Annotated in this window: 16 protein-coding genes; 1 reads left to right on the top strand and 15 read right to left on the bottom strand. The window is 59.5% G+C overall.

All coding sequences use genetic code 11. The annotated features are described in order from the left end of the window. Positions 1-104: 104 nt before the first annotated feature. From araH to AC1DQM_RS28125, 6 genes are all read right to left on the bottom strand, one after another. A complete protein-coding gene (gene araH, locus AC1DQM_RS28150; protein WP_018926203.1) occupies positions 105-1,073 on the bottom strand; it encodes an L-arabinose ABC transporter permease AraH in 969 nt (322 codons plus the stop codon). Between the two features lie 9 nt (positions 1,074-1,082). After that, positions 1,083-2,627: an L-arabinose ABC transporter ATP-binding protein AraG gene (gene araG / locus AC1DQM_RS28145; RefSeq protein ID WP_019650447.1), complete on the bottom strand. Its 1,545-nt coding sequence runs from the start codon at positions 2,625-2,627 to the stop codon at positions 1,083-1,085. A 65-nt stretch (positions 2,628-2,692) separates the two neighbouring features. Then, complete coding sequence (locus AC1DQM_RS28140) at positions 2,693-3,697, bottom strand: substrate-binding domain-containing protein (protein ID WP_018926205.1); 1,005 nt, start codon at positions 3,695-3,697, stop codon at positions 2,693-2,695. Positions 3,698-3,827: 130 nt separating this feature from the next. Beyond that, positions 3,828-4,646 carry an SDR family oxidoreductase gene (locus AC1DQM_RS28135; protein ID WP_442115308.1) on the bottom strand — a complete coding sequence of 273 codons (819 nt, stop codon included), beginning with the start codon at positions 4,644-4,646 and terminating at the stop codon, positions 3,828-3,830. 273 nt (positions 4,647-4,919) lie between these two features. Beyond that, entirely contained in the window at positions 4,920-5,795 is an 876-nt protein-coding gene (locus AC1DQM_RS28130; RefSeq protein ID WP_442115307.1) for an SMP-30/gluconolactonase/LRE family protein, read from the bottom strand. Positions 5,796-5,835: 40 nt separating this feature from the next. Next, positions 5,836-6,552, bottom strand: a complete 717-nt coding sequence (locus tag AC1DQM_RS28125) for a FadR/GntR family transcriptional regulator (RefSeq protein WP_018926208.1) — start codon at positions 6,550-6,552, stop codon at positions 5,836-5,838. 243 nt (positions 6,553-6,795) lie between these two features. On the opposite strand from AC1DQM_RS28125, the gene AC1DQM_RS28120 reads away from it, so the two are divergent. Continuing rightward, positions 6,796-7,668 carry an esterase/lipase family protein gene (locus AC1DQM_RS28120; RefSeq protein ID WP_019582740.1) on the top strand — a complete coding sequence of 291 codons (873 nt, stop codon included), beginning with the start codon at positions 6,796-6,798 and terminating at the stop codon, positions 7,666-7,668. A gap of 57 nt (positions 7,669-7,725) precedes the next feature. On the opposite strand, the gene AC1DQM_RS28115 is transcribed toward AC1DQM_RS28120, so the two are convergent. From AC1DQM_RS28115 to mltG, 9 genes are all read right to left on the bottom strand, one after another. Continuing rightward, entirely contained in the window at positions 7,726-8,286 is a 561-nt protein-coding gene (locus AC1DQM_RS28115; protein ID WP_442115306.1) for a DUF1285 domain-containing protein, read from the bottom strand. 16 nt (positions 8,287-8,302) lie between these two features. Continuing rightward, positions 8,303-8,908, bottom strand: coding sequence for a DUF4823 domain-containing protein (locus tag AC1DQM_RS28110; RefSeq protein ID WP_064616596.1), 606 nt, complete (start codon positions 8,906-8,908; stop codon positions 8,303-8,305). Between the two features lie 117 nt (positions 8,909-9,025). Next, positions 9,026-9,994, bottom strand: a complete 969-nt coding sequence (locus AC1DQM_RS28105; RefSeq protein WP_018926212.1) for a GTP 3',8-cyclase MoaA — start codon at positions 9,992-9,994, stop codon at positions 9,026-9,028. Positions 9,995-10,140: 146 nt separating this feature from the next. Then, a complete protein-coding gene (locus AC1DQM_RS28100) occupies positions 10,141-10,779 on the bottom strand; it encodes a TetR/AcrR family transcriptional regulator (protein ID WP_007942012.1) in 639 nt (212 codons plus the stop codon). A gap of 383 nt (positions 10,780-11,162) precedes the next feature. Beyond that, a complete protein-coding gene (locus AC1DQM_RS28095) occupies positions 11,163-11,954 on the bottom strand; it encodes a TatD family hydrolase (protein WP_018926213.1) in 792 nt (263 codons plus the stop codon). A 14-nt stretch (positions 11,955-11,968) separates the two neighbouring features. Beyond that, positions 11,969-12,325 carry a PilZ domain-containing protein gene (locus AC1DQM_RS28090; RefSeq protein ID WP_018926214.1) on the bottom strand — a complete coding sequence of 119 codons (357 nt, stop codon included), beginning with the start codon at positions 12,323-12,325 and terminating at the stop codon, positions 11,969-11,971. 32 nt (positions 12,326-12,357) lie between these two features. Beyond that, entirely contained in the window at positions 12,358-13,344 is a 987-nt protein-coding gene (locus AC1DQM_RS28085; RefSeq protein WP_018926215.1) for a DNA polymerase III subunit delta', read from the bottom strand. After that, the gene (gene tmk / locus AC1DQM_RS28080) at positions 13,337-13,969 is read right to left on the bottom strand and encodes a dTMP kinase (RefSeq protein ID WP_064616594.1); all 633 of its coding nucleotides are present in this window, start codon (positions 13,967-13,969) and stop codon (positions 13,337-13,339) included. Before tmk ends, AC1DQM_RS28085 begins: the two co-directional genes overlap by 8 nt. Before the next feature lie 19 nt (positions 13,970-13,988). After that, positions 13,989-15,179 carry an endolytic transglycosylase MltG gene (gene mltG, locus AC1DQM_RS28075; RefSeq protein WP_442115305.1) on the bottom strand — a complete coding sequence of 397 codons (1,191 nt, stop codon included), beginning with the start codon at positions 15,177-15,179 and terminating at the stop codon, positions 13,989-13,991. Positions 15,180-15,182 lie beyond the last annotated feature (3 nt).

Below are 15,182 nucleotides of genomic sequence, written 5' to 3'. Positions count from 1 at the left end.
TCCTACAGGGGGATCTGCACGGTACTGTAGGAGCGAGGCTTGCCCGCGAAGGCGTCGGCACATCCAGTATCCATGTGCCGGACATCCCGCTCCCCCGGGGAAAATCAGCGTTGTTTCAGTCGGTCGATCACAACCGCCAGCAACAGGATCGAACCGCGAATCACGTACTGATAGAAGGTATCGATGTTCTTCAGGTTCATCGCATTCTCGATGATCGCCAGAATCAGCACTCCGGCAATCACATGCCGAATCATCCCGATCCCGCCACTCAGCGACACCCCGCCCAACACGCAGGCCGAGATCACTGTCAGCTCGAAACCCTGGCCAATCATCGGCTGACCCGAGGTCATGCGCGACGCCAGAATCACCCCGGCCAATGCACCAATCACCCCGTGCACGGCGAAGATGATGATTTTGGTTCGGTCAACGTTGACCCCAGCCAGCAACGCCGCTTCCTGGTTGCCACCGATGGCCATGGTGTTGCGCCCGTAGGTGGTGTAATTCAGCAGCCAGCCGAAAAACAGGAAGCAAACGATGGTGATCAGAATCGGCACCGGTACGCCGAATAACTGGCCGTTGCCGAAGACGAAAAACGACTCCTGGGACACGCCCACCGCTTTGCCGTTGGCAAAGATGTAAGCCAGGCCACGAACAATCTGCATGGTCGCCAGCGTGGTGATCAACGCATTGACCCGCAGCTTGGCGATCACGATCCCGTTGATCAGCCCGACAATCAGCCCCATCACCAGCGCCGCACTGACGCCGAGGAACACGCTGTTGGTGTCGCGCATCACCACCGCCGCGACCACGCCGGCGCAGGCAATCACCGAGCCCACCGACAAGTCGAAATGCCCGGAAGCCAGGCAATACAACATGGTGCAGGCGGCAATTCCGGTGGTGGAAATCGCCAGGCCCAGCCCCCGCATGTTCAGCGGCGACAGGAAGTTGTCGATCAGCAAGGTGCAGAGCACGAAGATCCCGACGGCCGCCAGCAGCATTACCCAGTCATCGAGAAAGCGTCGCAGGTCCAGCGGTTTGCGCGGGGTTGGCAGAGCGTTGTTTTGGATGGTCATAGTCACCTCTCAGTTCGCCACGTCGGCAGCGCGTTGGCGTGGCAAAGCCAGTTGCAGCAGGTTGGATTCATTGGCGTGTTCGCGGGTCAGTTCGCCGCGCATCGTGCCTTCGCAGAGCACCAGGATGCGGTCAGAAATGCCCATGACTTCCATCAGGTCGCTGGACACCACAATCACGGCTATACCGCTGGCGGCCAGGTTGTGGATGATCTGGTAGATCTCGGCTTTGGCGCCGATGTCGATGCCGCGTGTAGGCTCATCGAGCAGCAGGACTTTCATCGGCATCGACAGCCAGCGACCGAGAATCGCCTTCTGCTGATTGCCGCCGGACAGGTACATGATTTTCTGCGCCGCGTTGGGCGTCTTCACCTTCAGCGCCTTGATCTGCTTGTCGGCGTTGCCCTTTTCCCACAGCCCGCGCAACAGGCAACCGAAGGTGGAATGAGCACCACGAGCACTGATGTTGATGTTCTCGGCGACACTGGCGAGCGGCAGGATGCCCTCCTTCTTGCGGTCCTCGGGGCACAGCAGAATCCCCGCCGCAATGGCATCGCGCGGTGAACGCAGTTTCAGTTCATGTCCACGCAACTCCAGGCGTCCGGCCGTGTTGCGGGTAAGTCCGCTGAGCATGCGAAACAGCTCGGTGCGGCCCGCGCCAACCAAGCCGAACAGTCCCAGAATCTCGCCCTTGTGCACCTCGAAACTCACCGGTTCACGCAAACCCGGCCCCAGCAAACCGTCAACCTTGAGCGCCACCGCGCCACGCGGGCGGCTGCGGTAATCGTAGATATCCTGAATGTCGCGACCGACCATGCACGTCACCAACTGGTCATGGGTCAGCGCGCTCATGTCCTCGAAGGTGCGCACGAAGCGACCGTCCTTGAACACCGTTACCGCGTTGCAGATACGGAACACTTCCTCCATGCGATGGGAGACGTAGAGCACCACTTTGCCTTCGTCGCGCAGGCGCCCGATGATTGCCATCAAGCGATCGATTTCCCGCGCCGACAGGCTGCTGGTGGGTTCGTCGAACGCAATCACATGCGCGCCACGGGACAGCGCCTTGGCGATTTCCACCAGTTGCCGCTGACCGAGGGACAAGCGCCCGACTTTCTCTTGTGGATCGATTTCATCGGCCAGGCCTTTGAGGCAGGCCAGTGCCTGTTGCCGCAAAACGCTGCGATTGATCAGGCCGAAACTTGCCGGCAGATGCCCAAGAAACAGGTTCTCGGCCACGGTCATTTCCGGCACCAGGTGCAGCTCCTGATGGATCACCGCGACCCCGCTGCCAATGCTGTCGGCAGTGGATTTGAAGACCCTCGTCTGCTCGCCGATCCGCAGGTCGCCGCTGCTCGGCGTGTAAGCACCGCCGAGGATCTTCAGCAGTGTGGATTTACCGGCGCCGTTCTCGCCCATCAAGGCATGAACCTGCCCCGGATGCGCGACGAAGCTGATGCCGTCCAGCGCCTTCACCCCGGGAAAGGTTTTGCCGATCCCGTTGAAGCGCAGGCTGCCGCCAATGCGCTGTTCATCTGTTTGTACGTGTGCGTGCATAACCCACCTCATCACACCGATCAGGCGGCCCCGTCGCCGGGGCCGCCAATGAAATCAACCGACCCTCAATTCCACAGGCCGATCTTTTCCAGTTCCTGCTTGAAGTTGTCGCGCGTGATCAGCGTCACGTCGTCCATGGCGGTGTATTTCGGCGGTTCTTTGCCGGTGGTGACCCACTCGTGCATCATGCTGGCGGTGTTGTAGCCCTCGATGTGCGGGCTCGGCAGCATCGAGCCGAAGAAGCCGCTGTTGGCTTTCTTCAGTTCGCCGATGGCATCGGTGCCGTTGATGCCGATACCGATTACGTTGGCGGCGGCAAAACCGGCGCTTTCGGTGGCGCGCACGCCGCCCAGCACGGTGTTGTCGTTCATCCCGCCGATGATCAGGTTTTTCGCCCCGCTCGGGAGCTTCACCAGCGCCGAGTTGGTGGCGTCCATGCTGCCAGGTACGTCGAGGGTTTTCAGGGCCGAGAACAGAATGTGGTCTTTCGGCATCCCGGCGTCTTCCAGGGCTTTAACCGAACCGTCGGTGCGTTTCTTGCCGGTATCGAGTTCGTTGAAGGTGTTGATCACCGCATAGGTTTGTTTCCAGTCCCAGCCGCGCTTTTTCGCTTCGGCGGCCATGGCGGCACCCTGCTTCTGGCCAACTTCGAAAGCTGCCATGCCGAGGTATGGCACGTCCTCCATGAACTTGCCGCCGGCATCGACGAAACGGTCATCGACAGCGATCACTTTCAAACCGTTGAGCTTGGCCTTGGCCATGATCGCCGGGCCGAGGGAGACGTCCGGCGGGCAGATCACGAAGCCCTTGGCGCCGTTCGCCGCCAGGCTGTCGATGGCCGAAAGGGTTTTCTCGCCATCAGGCACAGCGATCTTGATGACGGTGAAGCCCTTGTCCTTGGCGGCCTTTTCAGCGAAGGCCCACTCGGTCTGGAACCAGGGCTCTTCGGCCTGCTTGACCAGAAAACCGATCTTCACTTCCTCGGCCGCCAGCAACGTACTGCTCAGGCTGACCGCGGTGACCGCCAAAGCGGCACAGCACAGGGAACGGATCCCACGACGACGTTTCATAAGCTGACTCCTTGTTATTTTTTTTGAGCGTTAGTTGAAAGCCAATACAGCGGTCGAAGCATGTAGCCAATAGTCATATCGTATGATGATTGTATTTCAGGCGTAGTTTTGCGCCTGAAACCCAAGTTATTCAGTCGTGGTACATGACCGAACGACCACCATCGATGGTGATGCACGAAGCGTTGATGAATGGCGCCTCATCGCTGGCCAGGAACACGGCAGTCATCGCCACTTCGATTGGCTGACCGATGCGGCGCGGTGGATGCAAGTCGAAGGCCCGTTGACGTTCGGCATGAGGGTCGGCAAAGCCGTTCCAGTAGTCGACGTTCAGTTGGGTTTCGATATAGCCCGGTGCGATGGCGTTGACGCGAATGCCCTTGGGTGCGTATTCGATGCCCAAGGCGCGGGTCAGCCCGAGCAAGCCATGCTTGGCCACCGGGTACGGGAAGCAGCCGGGAATGATGTGAGTGGAATGGGTCGAGGCGATGTTGATGATGCTGCCGATGCCCTGCTCGATCATCTGCGGCAGCACGGCTTTGCAGCCATACCAGGCGCCGTCCAGGTCGATGGCGAAGCAACGATGCCAGTCGTCCTCGGTCATTTGCAGCGGATCACGGAACACGTTGACCCCGGCGCAGTTGACCAGCACGTCGATGCGACCGTGAAGCTCAATGGCCAACTTGGCCATGGCGTGCAGGTCTTGCTGGCGCGATACGTCGGCCTTGATCGCCACGACATCCGCGCCTTGTTCACGCCAATGCGCCGCGACTTTATCGACTTTCTCGGCCTGGATATCGCTGATGACCAGCTTGGCTTGCTGGGACGCAAAGGTCGCGACAATCGCTTCGCCGATCCCCTGAGCGGCGCCGGTCAACAGCACGACCTTGTTTTTCAGGCGCTCACCCTTCGGCGGTTCGGGCACCGGTGGCAAGGAAAGGGGTTCAGCCATGGATCAACACTCCTGTTCGAGGGCACGACGAAAACCGGACATCTGTCGATGTCCGGTCAAAAGGCTTTTGGGAATAGGCAGGCAGGCGTGCAAACGCCCGGGCGCCGGGGCGGCCTGAAGCACTGTCGACCCAAGGGAGGACGGTGGAATATCGCTGCATCACTTCACCTGTTTTGTTTTTTTAAGTGTGAGTGCGTGTAACTGATGGGGCCGACTATAAACCCGGCCACCAATAAATCTCAATATATAATTTTGCATCCCATATTTTGGGATTCAGCCTGCAAATCTCTGACAGGGCTTTCCGGGCACATCGACTCGAACCGACAACAAAGCACCATCCAACGGGTGGTTGAGCGGGCTCGCCGCACTGGTGATGTACAAGGTCTTGAAGTCTTCGCCACCAAACACGCAACTGGTGGGGCGACTGACAGGCAGTTCGATCACCCGATCGACATGACCGTCCGGGCTCAGCCTGAGCAAGCAACTGCCGTCCCAGCGGGCGTTCCAGATATAGCCCTCGGCATCCATCGCCGAGCCATCGGGGCCACCCCGTTCGTGGGGGCCAAACCAGACGCAGGCGGTGTCGAGGTTGCCGTCGGTATGGATGAAATGTTGGTACAACGTACCGTCGAGGCTGTCGGCGAAATACAGGGTTGTGCCGTCGTCGCTCCATAGCAATGTGTTGGGGATACCGAGCCCTCGAAGCAGCGGCGTGACCCGAGCATCGCGGTCGATGCGAAACAGGCCACCGGAGCGGCGCACGATCGGCAAATCTTCGCCCTGCTCGCCGATGTTGTTTTGCATGGTGCCCAGCCAGAGCCGGCCCAAGGCATCGCAGCGGGCTTCGTTGGCGCGATTGCCGGGTTGCGGATCGGCCACACAGAGCAAGGTCAGCCGAGGCTCCAGGCCGGGAGAGTTCAGGTCCAGCCGATAAACCCCACTGCTCAATGTCACCAGGGCATCGCCACTTTCGCAGGGGATGAATGCGGACACGTGTTCCGGCATCTGCCAGATTTCCACATTGGCGCCGATCAATCGCAGCGCCTGTTGGCCGGCGATATCGACCCAGTACAGCGCCTGGGTCGGTGCATCCCAGAACGGACCTTCACCGAGTCGCGCACGGTGTTCGGTAACCGCAGTCCACGTCATGAAACCTCCTTTTTATGCTTTTATGTGGGAGCGAGCCTGGTCAGCTTGCCTTCTTGTCGGCCATGACTTGGGGGTAAAACCGTTTGATCGCCAGGTCGGCGTTATCGATCAGGGTCATGCAGGCCCACACACCCCGCGCAGCATCCCGGGCGGCGATGGCGTCGGCCATGTCTTTGTGAATCGGCAAGGTGCGGCGCAGTTCGTCCGGGTCGGCGGCAGACACTTCGAACGACACCGCCAGCAGCGCGCCGAGGGCCGGGACCATTTGTTCGATGAATTGATTGTGGCTGGCGGCGAGGATGCACTCGTGGAAGAACTGGTCGGCGCGGTTGTAATCGATGCCGCTGTCTACGGCTCGTTCCAGCGCGTTGTAGGCCTGAAGCACGGCTTGCACTTGTTCCACCGTCGCGCGCTCGCAGGCCCAACGCACCGCCATCGGTTCGATGGTACGACGCAGGTCAAGCAAGTCGTCGACGAAGTTTTCCGGCAAACCGCTGCGCGACAGCCAGCCGACGACTTGTGGATCGAAGAGGTTCCAGCGCCGTACCGGCAACACCCGCGTGCCGACCTTCGGCCCGACTTCGAGCATGCCTTTGGCGACCAGGGTTTTGATCGCTTCGCGGATGACCGTACGGCTGACCCCAAGCTGCTCGCCCAAGTCGGCTTCAACCTTGATGGTCTGACCGGGCTTCACCTGGCCAGCGGCAATCCAGCACCCTAGCCAATCAACCGTCGACGCGTGAAAACTGCTGGACATGGGTACCTCACCGCCCGGTGAAAATAAAAATGAAACGACACGAAAGCCGTTCGCAATGGATGCCCACGCTAATCATCATATGATTGGGTGTCAATTGGATTTTTCTGGAGTTCTTGCCAACACAGGCATGACTGTTCGTCCGATTACTCCCCCGGCGCTTTGAACCCACCCACTTTGTAAACTACGGTTAGCCCGCAACAGATCAGGCTGTTTCACTAAAATCCGCTATTGCCAGGTATGAACATGGACATGGATGCGTCTACGAAATACCCCATTGTGTTGGTTCACGGTCTTTTCGGCTTCGACAGAATCGCCGGCTATCCGTACTTCTTCGAAATCGAGGAAGCCCTGGAACGTGCTGGTGCCCAGGTGTTTGCCGTGAATATTCCAACCGTCAACGGTAATGAGGAACGCGGTGAAAAACTGCTCGAACACGTCGACCGTATTTTGCGGGAAACGGGCGCCGCCAAGGTCAATCTGATCGGCCATAGCCAAGGTCCGCTGGCCGCACGCTACGTCGCAGCCCTGTACCCGGAAAAGGTTGCGTCGGTCACCTCGGTCAGTTGCCCTAACCACGGCTCCGAGATTGCCGACCAACTGCACAAGGCACTGACACCCGGAGAATTACCCGAAGCCTTGGTATTAGCCCTGTTAGGCGCAGTCGGCACCTTCATTTCGTTGATCAGTGGCCATCCGGAAAACCCCATCGACCCTCAAGCGGCGTTCGAATCGCTGACCAGCGCAGGCCTGGCCGCCTTCAATCGCAAGTACCCGCAAGGGCTGCCAAAGGTTTGGGGCGGGGAAGGCAACGAAGTTGAGAACGGCGTGTATTACTACTCCTGGAGCGGGATAGTGCAGAACTTTCAAAGCCTGCAACTCCTCGACCCGACCCATTTGAACTGTAAAGTGCTGTCGCAGCTATTTTATAAAGAGAAGCACGCCAATGATGGGCTGGTCGGCCGCTACAGCTCTCATTTGGGCAAAGTGATCCGCTCGGATTACCCCATGGACCACTTTGATGCAGTCAACCAGATGGCCGGGATCAACAGCTGGAACGTGAGCCCGGTGATGCTCTACCTAGAACATGCCGCCCGGCTGAAGAGCAAGGGTTTGTAAGCCCATAAAAAAAGGCCCGTTGCAATAACGGGCCGTTTCATTTCTCGGGTTCAGCGCTTACGGCTCAAGTCCGATCGGGAAAAACTCGCCACCGCTCCAGACACCGAGCCAGCCCTGCCCGTCAATCTCACGGCTCACCGCCAGCTCTACCAATTGGTAGAACACATTGCGGTGAATCAGCGCTTCAAGGTTGCTGCGCACATGCACGTACGGCGCGGGCTCCTGAGTCACCGGGTCGATCACCACGCGCATGGGGTGCTCGACACCGGCGTCGGTGGTTTCATCGACGTTGGTGGTAAAGCGCAAGACCTGAGCCTCACCCTCGCCTTCGACTTCCAGGGCTATCGCCACGAACGGTGCGTCGTCGACCTTGATGCCGACCTTTTCGACTGGAGTAATCAGAAAGTAATCATCGCCGTCGCGGCGAATGATGGTGGAGAACAGCTTGACCATCGGCTTGCGCCCGATCGGCGTGCCCAGGTAATACCAGGTGCCGTCGCGGGAGATGCGCATGTCGATGTCGCCGCAGAAGTCGGGGTTCCACAAGTGGACCGGTGGCAAACCTTTGGTTTTGGGGATTTGTCCCAACAGGTCATTGGCTTTTTGCGGGCCACTCATGGCGTTCTCCTTTTAATTACTGATCGCTGAGCCCCAACAGGCTACGAGCGTATTGCTCCAGCGGCGGGCCCAGAAGATCTTCTGGCCTGTTATCGTAGAACGTCAGTAAACCGCCACGACTCTTGATACGTGCAGTATCGATCAAATACTGGGTGCTGGTCTCGATCAACATGATCTGAATGACGCCACTGTCGATCCCGAGGCGATCCGAGCGCTCCTGGTCGATCAAATCGTCCGCGTTGCCGATGCGGTCGTCGGCCTTGGCAAAACGTGTATAGAGCAGGTAGTGAGCACCGGCGGCACGGGCTTCTCCCATGGCGGCGTCGAGGCCTTCCGGTGCGCGGGCGCGGCGGACCATCGGGAAATATTCGATAAAGCCGTTGAAGGCTTCTTCGGCCACCACGTTAGGTCGCGGAGAAGCAATGCCCGGTGGCGCGAAGGCGCCCTGGGCGATGTAGATGAAGGAGTCCGGCTGAATGCGGATGTTATTCACGCGACGGCTGTCGCTATGGTCCAGCAGCCCCACGTCGCTCATGTGGTAGCGAGTTCCTTCGGCCATATCGCTGACATTCATGCAGCCGCCAAGTGCCAAAACGGCCAGCAGCAAAACCAGGCTACGCATCCTTCCCTCCAGAAGCCGGTGACGGAAAACCGGCGAATGGCCGAGGGATGCAGCTTCCGCGCCAGCTCATGCCAGGATCATCTTTGTAGCAGCTGCCAAGGCTGCTACAGATCGCGTTCAGCCGCCGATGATTTTCATGATGGTCGCGCCACCGGAGAACGCCACTTCCTGCTTGTCCCCCAGAGCCTTCACCAGCAGTCGCTGCAAGGCCGGCAATGCCTGATGACGGGGTTTGTCCAGCAGATCGCCGACATAGTGGCGATTGCTCGACGACAGGCAGCCATGCAGCCAGCCAGTGGACGACAAGCGCAGACGCGAGCAGGTGCGGCAGAACGGCACGCTTTCGTTGGCAATCACGCCGAAGTGGCCCTGTCCCGGAATCTCGTAGCGCACCGCCGTGGCATCGACCGGCGCGTCGGCCTGCAGGTATTCGTAGTGTTCGCCGATCAGGCTCAGCAATTGCTGAAGGCTGACGAACTGTTGCAGGAAGGCGTTGGAATCACTGGCCAAGTGCCCCATGCGCATCAACTCGATGAAGCGCAGTTCGTAGCCGCGTTCCAGGCAGTAATCGAGCAATGGCATCACCTGATCGAGGTTTTGCCCACGCAGCGGCACCATATTGACCTTGATCTTCATGCCGGCTGCCGCGGCCTGGGCCATGCCGTCGAGCACGGTCGCCAGATCGCCGCCGCGGGCAATGCTGCGGAAAGCCCCGGCGTCCAGGGTATCGAGGGAAACGTTGATGCGCCGAATGCCGGCATCCACCAGCAGCGGCAGCTTCTTCGCCAACAGCTGGCCATTGGTGGTCAGGCTGATGTCCGCCAGCCCCATCTGCCCGACGGCGGTCATGAAGGCTTCGAGCTTGGGGCTGACCAGTGGCTCGCCACCGGTAATGCGCAGACGCTCGATGCCGGCTGCTTCGATCAGATAAGCCACGCCGCGTGCCATCGCCTCGGCCGACAACTCATCCTGCGCAGCCACCAGCCGTTTGCCGTTGGGCACGCAGTAGGTACAGGCGTAGTTGCAGGCGGAGGTCAGACTGATCCGCAAATTGCGAAAACGCCTGCCTTGACGGTCAACGATCATGGATCACTCCGGCGAAAGAAGATTCGAACGCGCAAAACTTGACTCACAAATCAAGTTTTAGCAAGCCCTATGCCTGAGTATATTCCTGCGATACTGCGCCACGTAGCTAAATCATGGCTCATGGCGCAATTAGACAACTGGATGGCTCAGCTGCTCGGAGTGTCGGTATCGCGCTTGCGCTTGTTGCCCATGCGCACGCCGATGTCCATCAGGAACTGGAAGAAACCTTCCTGATCTTCCAGCACATTGCTCCAGAACGGCGAGTGATACAGCGCCACGGCGCCATGCACCAGCGCCCAGGCTGCGCAGTAATGGAAGTAAGGCGGCACGTCTTCGAGCTTGCCTTCGCTGATCCGGCCCTTGATCAGCAGGGTCAGGCGTTCGAAGTTCGAGGCGCGGATCTTGTGCAGTTCCTCGACCATCTCCGGTACCTGGTTGCCCTTGACCACCTTTTCTTCCAGGCGATCGAACAACCGATAGCGTTGCGGATCGCGCATGCGGAATTCGAAGTAGGCCCGGGACAGGGCTTCCTTGTCCTTATCGACATCGGCGGAATGCAACAGCTCGTTCAAATCACGCTCGTAGTCGAGCATCAGGCGCAGGTAGATCTCCGCCTTGGATTTGAAGTGCTTGTAGATCGTGCCTTTGCCGATACCTACGGCATCAGCAATCATCTCGACGGTGACACTGTCTTCACCTTGTTCGAGGAACAGCTTGAGCGCGGTATCGAGAATTTCTTGCTCGCGGCGACGAAACTCACGGACCTTACGAGGTTCTTTATGCATAAGAAAAGGTCTGTAGGGGTCAAAATTCGAAGCCGCGTATTATGCCTAACTTACGCCAAAATGCACGGATCATCCGACCATATATGTGTTTCTTGATGAATTCACGCGACCTCGCCGGTTGATGAGAACTCAACCGAAGCGCACGTATTCCAAATTTGTTTAAAAACCCGACCAACCAAACTGGACTCGGCGCGATACTGATCAATACTTCAACTGTCGGCGAGGCATCTCCCCCAAGTGTCGCGCCGATGAAGGTACCAAAGGATTGCGTGCCTTTGTTTTACTCCTAATGGTCTTAACCCGGATTCACCCCCCAGAACCCGGGTTTTTTTTGCCTGCAATTTGGGAGCAAAGCCCGCCACAGGTTGCGACTTTTTCCAACGTTACGCCGATGCCCTGACGTGCGCCAACGGAAATAACCGCTTGAAATTCTCGGTAGTCTGCTCGGCAAATCGCTCGTAGGGCTCGCCTCGTAACATTGCCAGAAATTCCGCTACCTCACGCACGTACTGCGGCAGGTTCGGTTTGCCGCGATACGGGATCGGCGCCAGGTACGGCGAGTCGGTTTCCACCAGCAAGCGGTCGGCCGGCACTTTGCTGGCCACATCGCGCAAGGCATCGGCATTGCGAAAAGTGACAATACCGGACAGGGAAATGTAATAACCCATATCCAGCGCGGCCTTGGCCATCTCCCAGTCTTCGGTGAAGCAATGCAGAACGCCTGCTTGAGGCAGCGCCGCCTCACGCAGCAGTTCGAGGGTGTCGGCCCGGGCGCCCCGGGTATGAATGATTACCGGCTTGCCGGTCTGTTGCGCCGCTTGCAGGTGCAGGCGGAACGACTCCTGCTGCAACTCTGCCGCTTCCGGTTCGTAGTGGTAATCCAGGCCGGTTTCCCCGATCGCCACCACCCGCGGATGATTGAGTTCGCGCAACAGCCAATCCAGCGCCGGAGCGGCACCGGGCTGCACGTCCAGCGGATGCACACCGACTGAACAATCGACGTCGTCGTAGCGTTCGGCCAGGGCTTTGACATCGGCGGCGTTATCGGCGCTGACGCCAATGCACAGAAAGTGCCCTACTCCCCTCTGACGAGCTGCGTCTAGCGCGGCATCCAGGGAGCCGTCGTGGGCGGTGAGGTCGAGGCGATCAAGGTGGCAATGGGAATCTACAAGCATAAAAGGGCTGCAACTTACATCGTATGAGTGGGACGGTCGGACTTCAGGGCTCCGGCCAGATGGGTTTCGATTCGACTGCGCGCGGTGTTATCGCCTTCGTTGAATTGCACGCCGACTCCAGCGGCGCGGTTGCCCTGGGCACCTTTGGGGGTAATCCAGGTGACCCTGCCGGCGACCGGGATCTTTTCCGGTTCGTCCATCAGGTGCAGCAGCATGAAGACCTCATCGCCCAACTTGTAGCTCTTGTTGGTCGGGATAAACAGGCCACCGTTCTTGATGAATGGCATGTAGGCCGCATAGAGCACGGACCTGTCCTTGATGGTCAAGGACAAAATGCCATTGCGCGGCCCCGGACTGATGGGTTCATTCATGCTGACCTCCATTTCTGATGATCAGAGTCTAGTCACCTCTGGGCAGGCAAGGATACCCATTGCACCAACAGCGCCTCCAGCAACAGCGCCGGATTGAGGTTGGCCTTGCTCATCACTTTCTGCCGCTGGGCTAGAATCCAGTCCTGAATATTCAGGACTTTATCCTGAGCGGCTTTCTGCGCCAGGTATTGAATGACCTTGCGCATGTCCGCCAGCCCCAGCCCCGCTTCATCCTGAGTCAACTGATAACGCAGGATCAGGCTCGACCAGTCGCAGAACCAGTCGAACAGCAGCAACATGGGAATGGTTTTCCATTCCTCGGCCAGTTGCGTCGGCGATTGCTGCTGCTTGAGCAACTTCTTCACGCCCTCGACCACCAGCGCCCGCTGCTCGCGCACGCCCTGGGCCTGCAATTTGACCGCGGCCAATGGCGAACCGGCAGCAAGGGTCAGCAGTTCAATGCGCTCGTCTTCCGAGCAGTCCGGCAACGTCTTGGCCAGCCACGCCAGACTCATGGCTTCGCTCGGCAAAGGACAGGCCTGCTGTACGCAACGGCTCTTGATGGTCGGCAGCAGACGACTGGTCTGGTGGCTGACGAGCAGCAATACGGTGTCGCCGGACGGCTCTTCAAGGCTTTTTAGCAAGGCGTTGGCGGCGTTGATGTTCATCGACTCGACCGGCTCGATCAGCACCACTTTGCGACCGCCCATCTGCGAGGTCTGAACCACGAAGCTGACCAGGTCACGCACCTGATCGACCTTGATCGCCTTGTCTGCCTCTTCCGGTTCCAGGACGTAGTTGTCGGGATGACTACCGGCCTTGAGCAGAAGGCAGGATTTGCATTCACCGCAGGCGCCCTGGGCGGTCGGACGCTGGCACAACAAACTGGCCATCAACCGCTCGGCCAGCGCACGCTTGCCGATCCCGGCCGGGCCATGCAGCAGATAGGCATGGGCGTGCTGGGCACGACCGGCCAATTGCTGCCAGAGACTGTCCTGCCACGGATAGGCTTCAGCCACGGGTCAACTCCAGCAGACGTGGCAGCAAGACATCCAGAGACTGCTGAACCTGCGCCAGCGGTTGAGCGGCATCCACCAGGACATAACGCGCAGGATCCGCTTTGGCACGCTCGAGGAAGGCACTGCGCACGGCATCGAAGAACGTGCGGCCTTCAAGCTCGAAACGGTCCAGGCGACCGCGGGCGCTGGCGCGGGCCAGGCCCACTTCCACCGGCAGATCGAAGATCAGCGTCAAGTCCGGGCGCAGATCGCCCTGCACGAACGTTTCGAGGGTCGCGATGCGCTCCAGCGACAAACCGCGACCACCGCCCTGGTAGGCATAGGTCGAATCGGTAAAACGATCACACAGAACCACCGCGCCACGGGCCAGCGCCGGGCGGATCACCTCGGCCAGGTGCTGGGCTCGCGCAGCGAACACCAACAGCAGCTCGGTGTCAGGGTTCATGACCTCATCGACCGGCGCCAACAACACATCGCGGATCCGCTCGGCCAGGGGCGTGCCCCCCGGCTCCCGGGTCAACACCACCTCGATCCCGGCGGCGCGCAGACGCTCGGCCAGGTATTCGCGATTGGTGCTCTTGCCGGCACCTTCCGGGCCTTCCAGGGTAATAAACAAGCCAGTCACAGGCAGTCCTTAATCAGAGTCATTGCGGGCTTTGCGGCGCCGGAGCATCCCGCTCGGGTGCTGGCGCAGGCTCTTGTGCAGAGTCTTGCGGCGCTACTTGTGGCACGTCTTCGGCCGCCGTATCAGGCGAAGCCGCCGGGATTGGCGCCTGGGCATCTTCCGTCAGCGGCGTGGTAGTCGGTGCCGGGCTGGAACGGTAATCGGCACGGCGATTGAGCTGGAACTCCCGCACCGCATTGTTATGGGCGTCCAGATCATCGGAGAACACGTGGCTGCCATCACCGCGCGCAACAAAATACAGGCTGTTGCCGTCCGCCGGATTCAACGCCGCATGGATCGCCTCGCGGCCGACCATCGCAATCGGTGTCGGCGGCAGGCCAGCGATCAGGTAAGTGTTATACGGCGTCGGCTCCTTGAGATGGGCGCGGGTCAACTTGCCGTTATAGCGATCGCCCAAGCCGTAGATCACCGTCGGATCGGTCTGCAGCAACATGCCCATCTCCATACGCCGCACGAACACGCCGGCGATTTTCCCGCGCTCCTGCGGCACGCCGGTTTCCTTTTCCACCAGCGAGGCCATGATCAGTGCCTGATAGGGTTCGGTATAGGGCACGTCGGCAGCACGCTGGCTCCATTCCTTGGCGAGGACTTCGTCGAGGCGGTCGTAAGCCTTCTTGAGCAGATCGACGTCAGTCATGCCACGCACGAAACGGTACGTGTCGGGGAAGAAGCGCCCTTCGGGGAAAATCCCGCCGTGCCCGAGCTTGTCCATCACCTGGCTGTCGCTCAAACCGTTGAGGGTCTGTTCGAGCTTTTCATCCTTGGCCAGGGCTGCGCGGACCTGATGGAAATTCCAGCCTTCGACCAGCGTCAGGCTGTACTGAACCATTTCCCCGCGCTTCCACAGGTCGATCAGCCCTTCGACTGTCATGCCGGGAACCATGCGGTATTCGCCGCTGTGCAGCGGTTGGCCCGCCAGGTTGAAGCGCCAGTACACACGCAGCCAGAAAGCGTCCTTGATGACGCCATCGGCTTCAAGTCGAATGAAAGTGCGGTTCGGCGTAGTGCCTTTGGGCACTTCCAACAGCTGTTCCTGGGCGATGTTCAGCGGCTGTTCCAGCGCCGAATGGATTTTCCAGGCGCAAGCGCCCGCCAACAGCCCCGCCAGAACCAGTCCGGTTTCCAGCAGCAGCAATAATTTACGTCTCACGAA

It is taken from the genome of Pseudomonas sp. 01L34, from assembly GCF_056400265.1.
Note: the sequence above shows the minus strand (reverse complement) of the source record. Positions and strands in the feature narration are given on the sequence as shown.